Genomic DNA, 15,333 nt, shown 5'->3' with positions numbered 1-15,333 from the left:
TATATTTTGCGGTATATCAGGCGGTTACGTCTATTGCAAACATTTATATAAGATGATTTAATGTGTTGTGTACAATAAAGTTTTCTTATTAAAGGAGTGAAAAAAAGTGGAGGAGTATCAAACAACTGAACATTCATATAAGCGTGTTTCAAAAACGTTATTGATTGTGTTAGTTACTGTCTTTTCAGTTCTGATTGCGGGTGGCCTTCTAATTTTTAAAAACGAAGCCCCGAGACCAGCTAAAATGGTTTCGCCAGCCGGAACTGCAATTATTACGAAGTCCGACTTATTAAGTGGACAAGCTGTTTATGAAAAATATGGGTTAACTGACTACGGTACCTTGTTGGGAAACGGATCATATCTGGGACCCGACTACACCGCTGAAAGTTTACATGTGTACTTGCGTGGGATGGATCATTATTATGGACAAAAGATTTATGGAAAAAGCTATAATTCATTAAGCACTTATAAAAAAGATGCCATCAAAGCAAAAGTTAAACATGAAATTCGTCAGAACCGCTACGATAAAAGTACTAATACGTTACAACTAACGAATGCCCAAGTGGCCGGTGTTAAATATTTACAAAAATATTATCGCCACGAATTCGTTAACAATCCTCGAGCTGCTGGATTACCAGAAAACATGATTAACCAAAAAACAACTGACGAATTTATGTCAAAAGGTAATAAGGTTGATCAATTAACTTCTTACTTCTTCTGGACAGCTTGGTTGTCATCAACCAATCGACCAAATCGGTCATTTACGTACACGAACAACTGGCCATATGATTTAGATGCCGGTAACATCATGCCATCTGAAGCAATGGTTTGGACAGCCATTAGTGTCGCAATCTTAGTTGCCGGTGTTGGAATTATCTTATGGGTACAACGTCGCTATCAATTCGACATGAATCCTGCCTATTCCAACGGCAAAATTCCGTCTGTGAATGCAGATGCCCCAATTACAACTAGTCAACGTAAAGCAGCTAAGTATTTCTTGATTGTGGTCTTGATGTTCCTCGTGCAAGTATTACTAGGTGCATTAATGGCGCATTATTACTCAGAAAACACGTTCTTTGGCTTGAACCTGCAAAAGATTTGGCCATTTAACTTGGCAAAGACTTGGCATTTGCAATTAGCTATCTTCTGGATTGCTACTTCATGGTTAGGTGCCGGGATTTACCTCACACCAAGAGTTCGTGGTCGCGAACCAAAACATCAAGGTGTATTAGTCGATATCTTATTCTGGGCATTGATTGTCGTAGTTGGCGGTTCAATGCTTGGTGAATGGGGCTCCATTCTTAACTGGAAGTTCTTCAACAAAGATTGGTGGTTAATTGGCCACTTTGGTTGGGAATATATTGAGTTAGGTAAACTATGGCAGATTCTATTAATTGTCGGAATGTTAATCTGGGTCGTTATTTTGATGCGTGGTTTCATTCCAAAGATGAAAGAAAAACTCGCCTCACCTGATCGATCACGACTTGTATCGTTACTTTTCATGGGTTCAATTGCCATTCCCGCCTTTTATCTGGCAACCTTATTCATCTTGCCACACTCACACATTACCTTTGCTGATTACTGGCGTTGGTGGATCGTGCACTTGTGGGTTGAAGGAATCTTTGAATCGTTTGCTGTTATTTTAATCGGTTATTTAATGGTCGACATGAAGTTAACCACGATTAAATCAACCATTCGTGCCCTTTATTTCCAATTGATTCTTCTATTAGGTTCCGGTGTTATCGGTACTGGTCACCACTTCTTCTGGGAAGGTGATCACTCCATCTGGCTCGCATTGGGTGCTTGTTTCTCAGCCCTTGAAGTTGTGCCACTTTGTCTCTTAATTTGGGAAGCATGGACGCACTACAAAGTGGTTCGTGATTCACAAGCTGATTTCCCATACAAACCAACTTTCATGTTCTTAGCTTGGACAGGAATTTGGAATGCCATCGGTGCCGGTGCACTTGGATTCTTAATTAATGCACCTGCAATTAACTACTTTGAACATGGAACCCAATGGACGTCTGCGCATGCGCACACTTCCATGGCAGGTGTTTATGGCATGTTATCCTTAGCCATTATGATGTTTGTTCTAAGAAATGTTTCCAAGAAAGAAATTTGGACCCCTAAAATGGACAAAATGATTAATTGGGCATCTTGGTTAATGAACATTGGTCTTATTGGTATGACGGTCATTGCCCTCTTGCCAATCGGTTATCTTCAATTAGCTGATGCCTTAAAGAATGGCTACTGGCATGCACGACTACTCAGCTTCTATCGGACTTCACCAGTTAATGAAATGCTCTGGGCTCGTATTTTGCCAGATAGCATCTTCATTATCGGTGTCATCGTCTTACTAGTTGTCATAGTTAAAATTTTCTTCAACCTCAAACCAGCTACTGCTGACGAGGGTGAAGTTCAAGAATAAAGTTTAAAGAGCTGTCAATGACAGCTCTTTTTTGTTTGGCATTAAACGGTTATACTCAAACAAAGCTCTTTCAGGAGGTTACTATGTCACAATTTGTATTAACAGGTGTTGAAAATAATAAACAACCAATGGCGAAGTACATGAAAAATCAATTTCAATTTGTCGGCACAAAATCACCCGAGCGAAAAGCCCAGTCACGAGCTTTAATTAAACAAAGTAAACAATTACCCATCTCCGAACTATTGCAATTAGTTACCCAACTGTACCTGCGCAACGAGCGGGAATATCAGTATGTTGCCATCGATGTTAGTGTTGCTAACGTTCGTCGTTTAAATTTGCAAACACTTCAGTCTTTTACCAAGTTTGTACCACAAAAAGCTTGGTGGGACAGCGTTGATTCCTGGCGAAAATTGTTTGGTGACTATGTCCGATATCATCCCAACGAAAAGAAGACCGTGTTCAATTGGTTTTTCAAAAATGAAAACTTTTGGATGCGCCGAATTTCAATTTTACTTCAGTTATTAGAAAAAAACGCTGTTGATCAGCAACTTTTGACTCAGGCAATTGAATACGACATCAAAACTAATGAATTCTTTATTCAAAAAGCAATTGGCTGGGCATTGCGCGATTATAGCAAAACGAACCCACAATGGGTCACTGACTTTATTAGTACTCATCAGCTCACCAAATTGGCAAAAACTGAAGGTAGTAAATATATTTAAAAAGCAAAGCGCCTTAGCGCTTTGCTTTTATTGATTATTTTCCGTTAATATTACGACGCTTGCGCTAACCCCTAATCGCGTGGCACCAGCTTCAATCATGTCATATGCTTCTTGAACACTATGGATGCCACCAGATGCTTTAACTCCGATTTTTGGGCCCACAGTTTGCCGTATCAGTTTAACGTCTGCAACGGTTGCACCGACAGTCGAAAAACCAGTCGAAGTTTTAACAAAATCGGTACCGGCTGCTACAGCCAGCTGACAAGCTCTTCTTTTTTCTTCATCGGTTAATAACGCTGTTTCAATAATGACTTTTAACAACGCGCCATTTTCGTGAACTACTTTTGCGACCGCCATAATATCATCACTAACTGCAAGATTTTGTTGCTGCTTTAATGCACCAATATTAATCACCATGTCAATTTCTTGTGCACCATCTTGAATGGCAGTTTGTGTTTCAAACACCTTGGTGGCCGTCGCATTGGCACCTAGCGGGAAACCAATGACGGTACACACTTTGACTGAAGATTGAGTCAATTGCTGAGCAGCCAATTTAACCCAGTATGGATTAATACAAAGTGAAGCCGTGTTGTATTGACGAGCCTCTTCAATGACGGTCTCAATTTGAGCTTGGGTGGCCTCCGGTTTCAGTAACGTATGATCCATGTATTGTGCTAATTCTGTGTTAGATAATTTCATATTTGTGTTCCTTTCGGTAAACAAAAGAGTTATGGCCTCGCCACAACTCTAATTTTACTACACAATGTGATATTCATTATTTGGTACTTGATCAAGTAATTTTGTGATTGATTTAATTCCAATTAAAGTCAGCGCGTGCATAGCTCGCGAACAAACAGTATAGAGTAATTGACGTTCTTCATCACCTTGATAAGTCTGTTGACTCGCATTCCAGACAACCACGGCATCAAATTCCAGTCCCTTAGCTAAATATGAAGGGACGATGATTGTGCCAGGAACTAAACGTTGATTTTCCGTTCGAATTAAGGTTGCCTTAATGCCACGTTGCTGTAATTCGTCAAAAATTGCTTCACAATCTGCGAAATTCTTGCCAATAACAGCTGTTGAATCGTGGTCTTTTTGATAGTTGTCCAGTGTTTGAATCAAACTATCGACAGCCGTTTTGTTATCATTTTTAATGATCACTTGTGGTAAATCACCTTGGCGTTGAAAGGCTTCAATGGCTTCACCATTTTTTAGGATATGTTTAGTAAAGTCAGTAATTTGCGCCGTTGATCGATACGACTTAGTGAGTTGAACCACTTCCGTTTTGTCACGATCAAACATTGTACTTAACTGTGTTAATAACTGTTTACTATTTTCTTTCGTAAAAATAGCCTGATTTAAATCACCAAGTAATGTAAATTTCGCCTTTGGGAAACTAAACTTCAAATAAGCCAGTTGAAAGGCATCATAGTCTTGCACTTCATCAACAAAGACAAAGCGCATGTCTCGTTCACCTTTGCGGCCAGTCATTAAATCATATAAGTACAGATAGACCGACACATCACTAGCACCTAGGCGACGTTCTTTCAAGTTTTCGTACGTTAGATCTGCTTGTTGATCCCATGTTTCTTTAGTTAATTGATATTTTTCCAAGTTAATTAGTTTCGGCACAGCACGAATAAAATGCATGAATTGCGCATTAATGCTTAACCAACGATTATGATCAATGGCTTTTTTAATGGGCTTAAAGGCCTGAATCACAATTTGGCGAGCTAAGAACTTAAATTCTTTATCGCCATTTTCAAACTCTCGTGGTTCATTTCCAAATAACTGATCAATTTCTTCCTTACTGAGTGCTTGAACACTTTGTTCCACCCACTTAGCCCGCATTTCCGTACTAACACGGTGATTGAGCATTTTAACTAATTCTTGCTTAGTGGCATCTAGTCGATTGCCCAGATGGTAGTTCTCATTAAATGAATAGTAAATTTCTTGAATCTTTTCACGACTGAAAAATACTTTGTCGTTAAACATGATATTGCGAAAACGCATATCTGCTGATTCAAGGTGTTTACTGTACCGTTGGACAGCCTTGAAAAATGATAAACTGGTTTTCACATCATTTACTTTTTGACTAGTTTCGGTTTGGTCATCCTCAAAACGTTCTTGCAGTGTTTGGACCTTTATATTTGGCAAACGACGGTTAATATATTGGAAATACGTCATTTGCACCATGTTTTGTTCACCAAGTTCTGGTAGTACTTGGTTAATATAGTCATTAAATAGTTGATTGGGTGAAAATAAAATCACTTGACCTGAATTTAAATTTCCACGATAGCGGTATAACAACCAGGCAACGCGTTGTAATACAGCTGCTGTTTTTCCAGAACCAGCTGCACCTTGGACAAATAACAATTCCGCATCAGTGTTGCGAATGATCTTATTTTGTGACTGTTGGATAGTTGTCACAATACTCTTCATTTTGGTATCAGAATGCGTTCCGAGTGCTTCCAACAACATTTGATCACCAACTGTTTCATCGGTATCATAAATGGTGACCAAAACGCCATCTTTAATTTGGAACTGACGCTTTAATTTAACATCAACTTCTTGCATACCATCGGGTGTTTGATAACTAATTTTACCTAGTCCACCATCATAATAAACGCTCGAAATGGGTGCTCGCCAATCATAAACCAAAAAATGATCTGGACGGTCCACAAACGACGCTAAGCCGATATAAATCGTTTCGTCGGCTTGTTCGCCCTCTTCATAGAAGTCAATGCGCGCAAAGTATGGTGTCTGTTTCAATCGTTGCAGGGTTTGCACCCGTTGATTTTCATGTTGCCAACTGTGTTCCCGTTCAGCCAACATTTGTTGTTGTTGGCGCACGGACATTGCAGTATCCATCATGCCAGAATAACTGGTCGTATTTAATTTGATATCATCATATTGACGATTGATTTCTTGAACATCTTTTTTAGTTTTAGCAATGCTATCTTGAGATTTTTGAATTGCTGTTTCAATCTTTCCAACAACGTCATCAAGATGTTTTTGTTCATATTCACGAATTGAATCTGCCAAGTTACTTCCTCCATGAATGATTAATTGATTGTAATAGTATATCATTTTTGGCGATTTCAACCAAATTTATTAAAATTTTTATCCCAAAAAATACTTCAATATTATAATTTCTTAAAGCTCCCGCAAATGACTGGTGTTTACTGTTTAAACCCTTTAAAATGGTTTCAATCAATCTCGGAGGTGGTAAGATGATGCAACTTTTTTACTATTTAACTCACTTACAAGAAATCATCTTGCCATTGTTTAATTGGTTAGGTGGATGGAGCTACGCTATTTTATTTATCCTGATCTTCGCGGAAACAGGTCTAGTGATTTTTCCATGGCTACCCGGGGAATCACTCATTTTTGTCACCAGCACTCTAGCTGCTGTTAATCATTCCAACTTGAATATTTTTTTATTGATCTTCACTTTCTTCTTTGCCGCATTTTTAGGAGATACTTTGAATTTCAAAATTGGTCATTTTGTATTAAAGTGGTCCTTTTTTCAACGTCATTTTGCTGGTCCAAACTTGGAAAAAGCAGAATTGTTTTTTGAACGGCATGGTATTAAGGCTGTGATTTTTGGTCGATTTGTGCCACTGATTCGTACTTTTGTTCCACTTATTGCGGGTACTTCACGCTTTAAATCTAGCCGCTTTTTAATTGCTAATATTTTAGGTGTTGCTTTATGGGTGTTCGTTGGTTCTAGTCTCGGTTTTTTCTTTGGTACACTGCCCGTGGTGCAAAATCATTTGTCGATCATTATCTTGGGAATTGCCTTAGTTGCCATTACACCAGCAGCAATTATTTCGTTAATTAAGCTCATTCGGCGTAAAATTATTGATCGCAACCTCATGCGGTAATTAACTTGATTTTAATTTTGTCTGTCAATTTGCTATACTAAGTGGCGATTTATAACTATTAGAAATTTTTCGAGGAAATTATGACTCAATTATCATTAGTAATCGTCTTACTTGCGGCTCTATTAATTCCATTATTAATGGCCAGATTAAAAATAAACGCCTTACCTACTGCTGTCATTGAAATTATCACCGGAATCATTCTTGGTAATAGTGTGTTGCATCTTGTTTCTGCTAACAACACGCTCAATGCCCTTTCTGACATTGGTGTGATTGTTTTGCTATTTTTAAGTGGGATGGAAATTGATTTTTCCCTATTTGCAAGACGCCGTGCTCCTAGAAATGAACTTGAACGGCAAGCATTGCAACAAATGAAATTGCAAAAATCGCCATTATTACTCGCTGGTGAAGCATACGCTTCAATTGTCGTATTATCACTGGCGCTGGCCTATCTGTTAAAAATGACAGGCTTGTTTGGTGATATGTGGTTGGCCGCTATTATCTTTTCAACGATTAGTTTAGGGGTCGTCATCGCAACACTCAAAGAAAAAGAATTGCTCAGTAAGCCATACGGCCAAACAGTTCTGCTGATTGCTGTGCTTGGTGAAGTGATACCAATGATGGCATTAACCATTTATGCTTCTATTTTTGGGCACGCTAAACAGCCAATTTGGCTCTTATTATTAATCTTTTTAGCCGCTATCTTTTTGTTTCGTCGATTTAGAAACTTTTTTAGTTTCTTTGAACGCATTAATAAATCGACGACCCAATTGGATATTCGGCTGGCGTTTTTCTTAATTGTCACCTTAGTGACACTTGCTGAATCAGTTGGTGCCGAAAGTATTTTTGGTGCCTTTCTCGCGGGTATTGTGTTGAAGTTGTTACAACCGCACGAAGACACACGCGATAAATTAGACTCATTTGGCTATGGCTTACTCATTCCGATCTTTTTTATCATGAGTGGGGTTACATTGAACATCCCTGCTTTATTGTCTGATCGTAAAACGCTCATCATTATTCCCGTATTTTTCATTGCATATATTGTGGCAAAGCTAGCAGTGGCCGTCATTTTGAAACAACGCTTTAAAACTGCTAATGCGTTTGCGGGTCAAGCCTTAAATACGGCAACCATTACCCTAGTTTTGGCCGTCTTAAAAGTTGCTAAGAACATGCACGTTGTCACCTCGCAACAATCTGGGGCCTTCATTTTAGCAGCTGTAATCACTTGTATCATTGCCCCTTTAATCTTCAACAAATCATACGTTGCAGAAGCAGAAGATCAGAAAAAACAAGTTGTTCATTTTGTTGGTACTAATTTGGCCACCATCCCCGTTGCACAACAACTTAGAAAAGGCCAATATGACATTAAAATGTACACTGATAAAGAAAAAAATTTCAGTGCTTTCAATAGTGAAGTCGATGTAACCTTATTAGATAGCTTAGATACCTTAGAACTCGTCAAGCGCCACGTTTTTGATACAGATATTTTAGTTTTGGGCCACTTTGATGCCATGAAAAATTATCGATTGGCGCTAGCTGCTAAAAAGTTTGGTGTTCCCCGTGTTATTGCTCGGTTTGAAGATCGAAACATCTTGAATCAATCTGAAGATGAACTGACCAATGCGGGTGTTGAAGTTTATAGCACGCCAGAAGCAAATATTAGTCTATTACGCAGTCTAATCGAAATTCCATCGACGCTTGAAATTTTACAAAACACTGAGTCAGCAATTTACGAAGTGACAGTTAAAAATCGGCGCTACACCGGATTTTCTATTCGCAATTTGCCATTTATCAGTGAAATCACCATCAGCCAAATTTTCCGTGATGGCCAGTTTATTAAACCTTCTGGTGATACTTTAATCCAGCTCAATGATCGTATTATTTTCACCAGTGATAAAGATCGGGCACCACAGATTCGTGCTCAGTTTGGTAAATTAAATAGTAACTAAGGTTAAAGCCAGTTTAACAAGGAATTATGTTAAACTGGCTTTAATAGTAAAAAAGATCAAAGGAGTCTTCATATGTCTGAAATTAACGTGTATTTTGTTCGCCACGGTCAAACGTATCTTAATCTGTATAATCGCATTCAGGGCTGGTCTGATGCACCACTGACAGATAAAGGAATTCAAGATGCCAAAAATGCGGGGCAAGCGCTTAAATCCATTTCATTTGATCTCGCGTACAGCAGTGACTCGCCACGCGCCATCAACACGGCCAAAATGATTTTAGAAGCTAACCCAACAACCATTGACATGCCAACCATTGAGCCTGCCTTTCGAGAACAATTCTTTGGATACTTTGAAGGTGCTGACGGCCCTCATACTTGGGATTTCATCGGTCGACCACTTGGTCTTAACAACTTTGAAGAAATGATTGCTGAACTCTCTGTTGAAAAAGTGCGCGATATGATTGCCGCAGCCGACCAATATCATCATGCAGAAGACAATCAACAATTTTGGGACCGTCTTAATCCTGGTTTTGATCTATTGGCAAAACAGACACAGGCTCACAATATTCTAGTGGTCTCACACGGCACGACCATCCGCTCCATCGTGAGTCACTTTGCCCCTGAAATGAACCCCACGAGTTCACCAAAAAACGGTAGCATTACAAAACTAACGATTGCAGGAAAAGACATTAATGTAGATTTCTTCAATCAATTGACACTACCAAATTAACTTTATAAAAAGGACTGTCAGTATGGAAAATCAAGCAGAGTTACAACCCGTCATTCTAGCGGGTTTAAATAATAATCAAGCGAATTTTGATTATTCAATGGAAGAACTAAAGAACCTGGCTTTGGCTAATCAGATGCAGGTTAAGGATACTTTAATTCAAAACATTGATAAGCCAAATCCAGCAACTTACTTTGGTAAAGGTAAAGTTGAAGAACTAGTAACACTCACACAGACACTTCAGGTTTTTACAATTGTGACTAATGATGAATTGACACCTAGCCAAATTCGTAACTTGGAAGAACAAACGAAAGCTCGCATTGTTGATCGAACTGCCTTAATTTTGGAAATTTTTGCCAATCGCGCCCAAAGTAAAGAAGCTAAGCTACAAGTCGAAATCGCTCAACTACAATACCGTCTACCCCGTTTACGAACCAGTGTTAACCAGCGATTAGATCAACAAACTGGTGCTGGTGGTGGGAGCTTTACCAACCGTGGTTCTGGTGAAACTAAGCTCGAAATGAACCGTCGGACAATCCAAAATACAATTGCTCATCTCAAGGCGCAACTCGCTGAAATTGATAAATCTGACGAAACCAGACGGCAACAACGGCAAAAAAATAATTTGCCAACCGTTGCCCTCGTCGGTTACACCAACGCTGGTAAATCAACTATCATGAATGGCTTAGTCCGTAAATTTGGTGTTGATGATGACAAACAGGTTTTTGAAAAAAACATGCTATTTGCAACTTTAGACACTAGTATTCGCCAGTTAACATTCCCTGATCAAAAGCAATTGCTACTCAGCGATACCGTCGGATTCGTTAGTAAATTACCAACTCATCTTGTCGAAGCCTTTAAATCAACCTTAAAAGAGGCTGCGCAGGCGGATCTCTTGTTACAAGTGATTGATTATTCCGACCCGCACTACCGCGATATGATGGATACAACCATGTCAACACTGAGCCAAATTGGGATTAAAACAGATGCGATGATTAACGTGTTCAACAAGGCCGATTTAATCGGCGATGACTTCCCACATATGGAAGGCGACGATCAAATTGTGCTATCTGCTAAAGATGATGACTCATTAGAATTACTGGTGAAAGCCATCAAGCAACGGATCTTTGACAATTATGTAACTGTTAATTTGAAGATTCCATTTGCAAATGGGGATGTTGTTTCCTACCTAAATGATCATGCTAATGTGATTAAAACGGACTATGCGGCAGATGGCACTTTAATGACGGTTGAATTATCATCCGTTGAACAACAACGATTTAACCAATACATTATTTAATAAAACAGCTCGTTACTAAAAGTTCTAGTAACGAGCTGTTTTAATTTAGTTTGTTTGGATGAGCGTCATTAATAAATGAATTTGCGCAGTCACTTGTTTTCGAACTGGTTGACTAAATGACTGTTTATCTTTAATTAGTAATTGATCATAAATCGCTTTTTGGTAGATAGAAACAATCACATTGGCCAATTCTTTAATCTGTGATTCACTAATTCGTAATTCGTTTTTCAATTGTTGAATGGCAGTGATGATATCAGTTGTAGCACCTTTAATCACATCTAATAACCAAGATGCGCTTTGATCAGATAGCAACTCTCTTTCTCGAATTGTGATGATAAATGATTGATAGTTCTCAATCCGGCTAAAGGCCTCTGAAACAACATTAAATTGCTCAACTAATTGGGCTTCTAAATCTTGAATTGTGGTAATTTGATCAAAACTAAATTTAACCATCTTACCTCGTCGTTGAATGCCCTGTTGAATAATGGTTTCCAATATTTCACGTTTACCATCTGGAAAATAATAGTACAGTAGACCGTCTGCAATTCCGACTTGGTTATTGATCTCTCGGGTTGTCGTTGCTTCAAATCCTTTTGTTGCAAATAGCTCCCTTGCAACGGTCAAAATTTTTTCTTTTTTTTCGGAAATCTTGACTTCTTTTTGAGTCATTTGTGTTGTCCAACTTTCATCAATTTCTGCTTGTTAGACCAGTTCCATGATGGTTTGCACAATTAAATATATGTTGAGGATAATCAACACAATAGTTGAAAACCAAGCTGCAATTTTGACCCATAATTTATTAGCAAACTCACCCATCAGTTCTTTGCTACTGGTGTACATAACTAGTGGAATCGCCGCAAACGGCAACGCAATACTCAAGAACACCTGTGAAAACGTCAATAGGTCTTCAATCTTGGCTTCATTATCATGATAGATAACTGCAAAGATTAATACCGGCGTCACTGATAATAGACGGGTAATCAAGCGTTGTACCCATAATGGTACTTTCAGTCGAATAAACCCTTCCATCACAATTTGTCCAGACAAGGTTCCAGTAATCGTTGAACTTTGACCTGAAGATAACAACGCTACAGCGAATAACATACTTAGCATTGGACTGGCGATTGCTCCTACAATTTGAGAATCGCTGAGTGCATTAAATAAATCAACAAATTTACCTAAAGAACTATCTTTGCCAAAGAATAAAGCGGCTCCTAAAATTAAGAGCAAACTATTCACGATAAAGGCAATAAAGAGTTGAATTGAAGAGTCAATAGTAGAAAATTTAACTGCTTTTTTAAGTTCAGCCTTGCTGTTACGATCAATTTTTCTAGTTTGAGAAATCGATGAGCCTAAATACAAATCATGTGGCATCACTGTGGCGCCAATGATTCCCAAGGATAAGTACAACATCGAATGATTGCTAATAATGGTTGGTGATGGTACGTAACCACCTAAGATTCCTGACATACTTGGTTTCGCTAGGATAACTTCGTACAAGAAGACTAATAAGATCACACTGACTAATGTGGCAACAATCGCTTCAATTTTTCGGAAGCCTAATTTCATTAATAATAACAAAATCAAAACATCGGCGGCCGTGATGATAATACCGACAATCAAGGGAATCTTAAATAGTAACTGAATGGCAATACCAGACCCAATGATTTCGGCAACGTCTGTGGCCATAATGGCGGCTTCAGCAATCACCCATAATACGAATCCCATTTTTTTGGAGGTCCGTTGTCGAGTAATTTGTGCCAAATCTTGACCAGTCACAATTCCTAATTTGGCAGACATTGCTTGTAACAACATCGCAATTAAACTAGAAATCAAGACCACAGCTAGTAGTTTGTACTTAAATTGCGCACCACCAGCAATCGAAGTGACCCAGTTACCGGGATCCATATATCCCACAGCTATCAACACACCGGGGCCTGTATAAGCCATTAGTGTTTTCCAAAATCCAGCATTCTTAGGAACATTAATACTGCCATTAATCTCATCGAGACTAGTTCCGACAGTTTTGACATCATCTTCTGATGCCTTACGGTGAATAATTTGCGGCATAAAATAAAACCTCTTTCCTATTGGTTTAGAAATTCGGCCTTTTAAAAACGAGGCAGTTATGGTTACTCAAAACTTTAAATTGATATAACTTTAAGCACTCGGCTTCGATAACTCATATCAATTTAATTTTTTAAATACACATCATTTAATTGAGCGCCCGTTCAAAAGTACATCATTAATATAGCATACTCAATAAAAAAAACAATCTTTTTCGGTTGAGAAAGATTATTTCTGTCGTATTCAATGGCTAAAAGTATTCTAATTTAACATTATTATTAAAAATCAATTTTTTAGACTGTATTTAAAGAGCTATGCCACAATTGGAAAGCAGTCCAAAAACTTACGACCACAATTAACCAACCTAAGACTGATAGCGACAAACTTCTAACTAGTGTTGCTGCAATAACAACTCCTACGATACCACCTAAAATAAATCCAAAAATTCCGTTCAAAGAATATCTATCTTTTCTGATAAAGTTAAGACTGACTGCAGGCATCAACAATGCACAAGACAACATCATTATTGGAAATGCTGCAATTGGTTTCAATCCCAAAAAATATACCAGAACCATACAGGGTGCATATAGGCCAACTCCAGCAGCCATTAAGATGCCCAAAACAAAATTACCAATGACGCCTACTAGTAATTTTCCACCCGTTAGCCCCAGGGCTGAATTATCAGTGGCAATCAGAGAAATCCACCCTAATTTATTAATAATCATCAAAATTGACGTAATTACTAATGCCACTGCCATCGTTTTTTGAATCGTACTTTTATTTAATCTCACAACAATTTCACTACCAACTACAGATCCAATAACTGCAGCTGCAACCATTGAAATTAATGTTATTGGTTGCACCCGAACGGCCGTAACAAAAAACAGTGCCTCCACAATTGTCGGTATAGCATGGCTTAAGTTGAGTGTCCCCGGTAAGTTTCTTTCATCATCTAAATAATTGGTCATTTGAAACAAGGTGGTCGTTGTCACAAAACTACCAATTCCAAGTGTATCTAAGAAATCAGTAATCATCCCAATTCCTGCACCAACAGCTTGTGTCTTAAAAAGCCAATGATAGTTATTTTTTTTTATTTTTATCAAAATAACAATCATCAAAATTATTGCAGATATTACTAGCAAACTCACAATCATAGTATTAACCATGGTTTTTCTCCTCAAAATGAACTTACTATTGTAGTATATGCAAAAACAGCATCAATTGCACCAAAAATAATTTTCTGGAACAAAAAATGCTGTCCTTTTAATTTAACGCGTTACGACTTTTTTTACCTTTATACACTGTCACAACATCATTTAAGCCGATTTCAACAATATTTTTAATTGCAGTATTGGTAAAAAAGGCACTGTGTGGCGTAATAATGACATTCGGCATTGCTTTTAATTCTAAATAATCAGCCGAAATTTGATCCGGACTTACTTGGTGTTCAAAAAACAAGTTTTCATCGGCAATGGTATCTAGCGCCGCGCCAGCAATTTCATGGTTTTTTAAAGCCGTGATTAATGCTTGCGTATCAACGAGGCCACCACGGGCCATATTGATGAAGTAGGCACTATTTTTCATTTGTTTTAAGGTTTTAGTGTTAATGATATTTTGAGTATCATCTTGCAACGGAGTATGAATCGTGACGATATCAGCATTTTCTAGTAGTGTGTCTTGATCCACATACTCTAGGTAAGGTGACAATTCAACGTTGTGCACGGGGTCAGTTGCAATGACCTTTGCCCCAAGGGCTGAATAGATTTGTGCCGTGGCACCACCAATATGTCCAGCACCAATAATTCCAACTGTTTGGTCGTGAATTTCTTTACTCATTAGGCCACTCCAAGTAAAGTCACCAGTTTCCATTCTTTGATCAAAATATCCAATTTGGCGTAGCAACCACATTGCTTGCGTAACACCCATTTCAGCAATTGCACGTGGTGAATATGCAGGAATATTGGTAACCACTAAATGATGCTGTGTGGCCAAATCTAAATCAAGCATTTCATAGCCAACCATTCTCGCAGTAATTTGTTTAATACCAAATTGTTCTAATTTTTCATAGATAATTGGATCTTTAGTCGGAATAGTTTGTTGCATATCTAAGCCATCAAATCCCTGCGCTAAATCGACTGTATCAACTGTCAAATCATCTTCCACTTGAGTCACTTGGTTACCTGTTTTTTTCTCCCAAGCTTCAATAAATGGTTTTTCTTCTGCTAACACGCTATACATAATTATTTTCATTGCT

The 15,333-nt window shown here is 38.3% G+C and carries 12 protein-coding genes; 6 read left to right on the top strand and 6 right to left on the bottom strand.

The genetic code is table 11. The annotated features are described in order from the left end of the window. The first annotated feature begins 106 nt into the window (after nt 1-106). Both ACYVQZ_RS03035 and ACYVQZ_RS03030 read left to right on the top strand, forming a co-directional pair. A complete protein-coding gene (locus tag ACYVQZ_RS03035; RefSeq protein ID WP_461239922.1) occupies nt 107-2,428 on the top strand; it encodes a nitric-oxide reductase large subunit in 2,322 nt (773 codons plus the stop codon). An 83-nt stretch (nt 2,429-2,511) separates the two neighbouring features. Next, complete coding sequence (locus ACYVQZ_RS03030; protein WP_461239921.1) at nt 2,512-3,150, top strand: DNA alkylation repair protein; 639 nt, start codon at nt 2,512-2,514, stop codon at nt 3,148-3,150. A gap of 27 nt (nt 3,151-3,177) precedes the next feature. Here the strand turns inward: ACYVQZ_RS03030 and deoC are convergent, their stop codons facing one another. Continuing rightward, nucleotides 3,178-3,849: a deoxyribose-phosphate aldolase gene (gene deoC / locus ACYVQZ_RS03025; RefSeq protein WP_461239920.1), complete on the bottom strand. Its 672-nt coding sequence runs from the start codon at nt 3,847-3,849 to the stop codon at nt 3,178-3,180. A 57-nt stretch (nt 3,850-3,906) separates the two neighbouring features. Beyond that, a complete protein-coding gene (gene helD, locus ACYVQZ_RS03020) occupies nt 3,907-6,198 on the bottom strand; it encodes an RNA polymerase recycling motor HelD (protein ID WP_461239919.1) in 2,292 nt (763 codons plus the stop codon). A gap of 188 nt (nt 6,199-6,386) precedes the next feature. Here helD and ACYVQZ_RS03015 point away from each other — a divergent pair, with 188 nt between their 5' ends. The 4 genes from ACYVQZ_RS03015 to hflX all read left to right on the top strand — a co-directional run bounded on the left by ACYVQZ_RS03015 (nt 6,387) and on the right by hflX (nt 11,012). Further along, a complete protein-coding gene (locus ACYVQZ_RS03015; protein ID WP_461239918.1) occupies nt 6,387-7,040 on the top strand; it encodes a VTT domain-containing protein in 654 nt (217 codons plus the stop codon). Between the two features lie 80 nt (nt 7,041-7,120). Next, nucleotides 7,121-8,986 carry a cation:proton antiporter domain-containing protein gene (locus ACYVQZ_RS03010; RefSeq protein ID WP_461239917.1) on the top strand — a complete coding sequence of 622 codons (1,866 nt, stop codon included), beginning with the start codon at nt 7,121-7,123 and terminating at the stop codon, nt 8,984-8,986. A 72-nt stretch (nt 8,987-9,058) separates the two neighbouring features. Then, complete coding sequence (locus ACYVQZ_RS03005; protein WP_461239916.1) at nt 9,059-9,715, top strand: histidine phosphatase family protein; 657 nt, start codon at nt 9,059-9,061, stop codon at nt 9,713-9,715. 22 nt (nt 9,716-9,737) lie between these two features. Further along, nucleotides 9,738-11,012 carry a GTPase HflX gene (hflX, locus tag ACYVQZ_RS03000; RefSeq protein WP_461239915.1) on the top strand — a complete coding sequence of 425 codons (1,275 nt, stop codon included), beginning with the start codon at nt 9,738-9,740 and terminating at the stop codon, nt 11,010-11,012. Nucleotides 11,013-11,057: 45 nt separating this feature from the next. Here the strand turns inward: hflX and ACYVQZ_RS02995 are convergent, their stop codons facing one another. From ACYVQZ_RS02995 to ACYVQZ_RS02980, 4 genes are all read right to left on the bottom strand, one after another. Beyond that, on the bottom strand, nt 11,058-11,681 hold the full coding sequence (locus ACYVQZ_RS02995) for a TetR/AcrR family transcriptional regulator (protein WP_461239914.1): 624 nt from the start codon (nt 11,679-11,681) through the stop codon (nt 11,058-11,060). 33 nt (nt 11,682-11,714) lie between these two features. Then, complete coding sequence (locus ACYVQZ_RS02990; RefSeq protein WP_461239913.1) at nt 11,715-13,082, bottom strand: Nramp family divalent metal transporter; 1,368 nt, start codon at nt 13,080-13,082, stop codon at nt 11,715-11,717. Nucleotides 13,083-13,372: 290 nt separating this feature from the next. Next, nucleotides 13,373-14,245: a TSUP family transporter gene (locus tag ACYVQZ_RS02985; RefSeq protein WP_461239912.1), complete on the bottom strand. Its 873-nt coding sequence runs from the start codon at nt 14,243-14,245 to the stop codon at nt 13,373-13,375. 97 nt (nt 14,246-14,342) lie between these two features. Further along, nucleotides 14,343-15,329: a D-2-hydroxyacid dehydrogenase gene (locus ACYVQZ_RS02980; RefSeq protein WP_461239911.1), complete on the bottom strand. Its 987-nt coding sequence runs from the start codon at nt 15,327-15,329 to the stop codon at nt 14,343-14,345. Nucleotides 15,330-15,333: the final 4 nt, after the last annotated feature.

It is taken from the genome of Paucilactobacillus salsurae (assembly GCF_054784995.1).
This window is presented reverse-complemented; position numbering and strand designations above follow the sequence as displayed.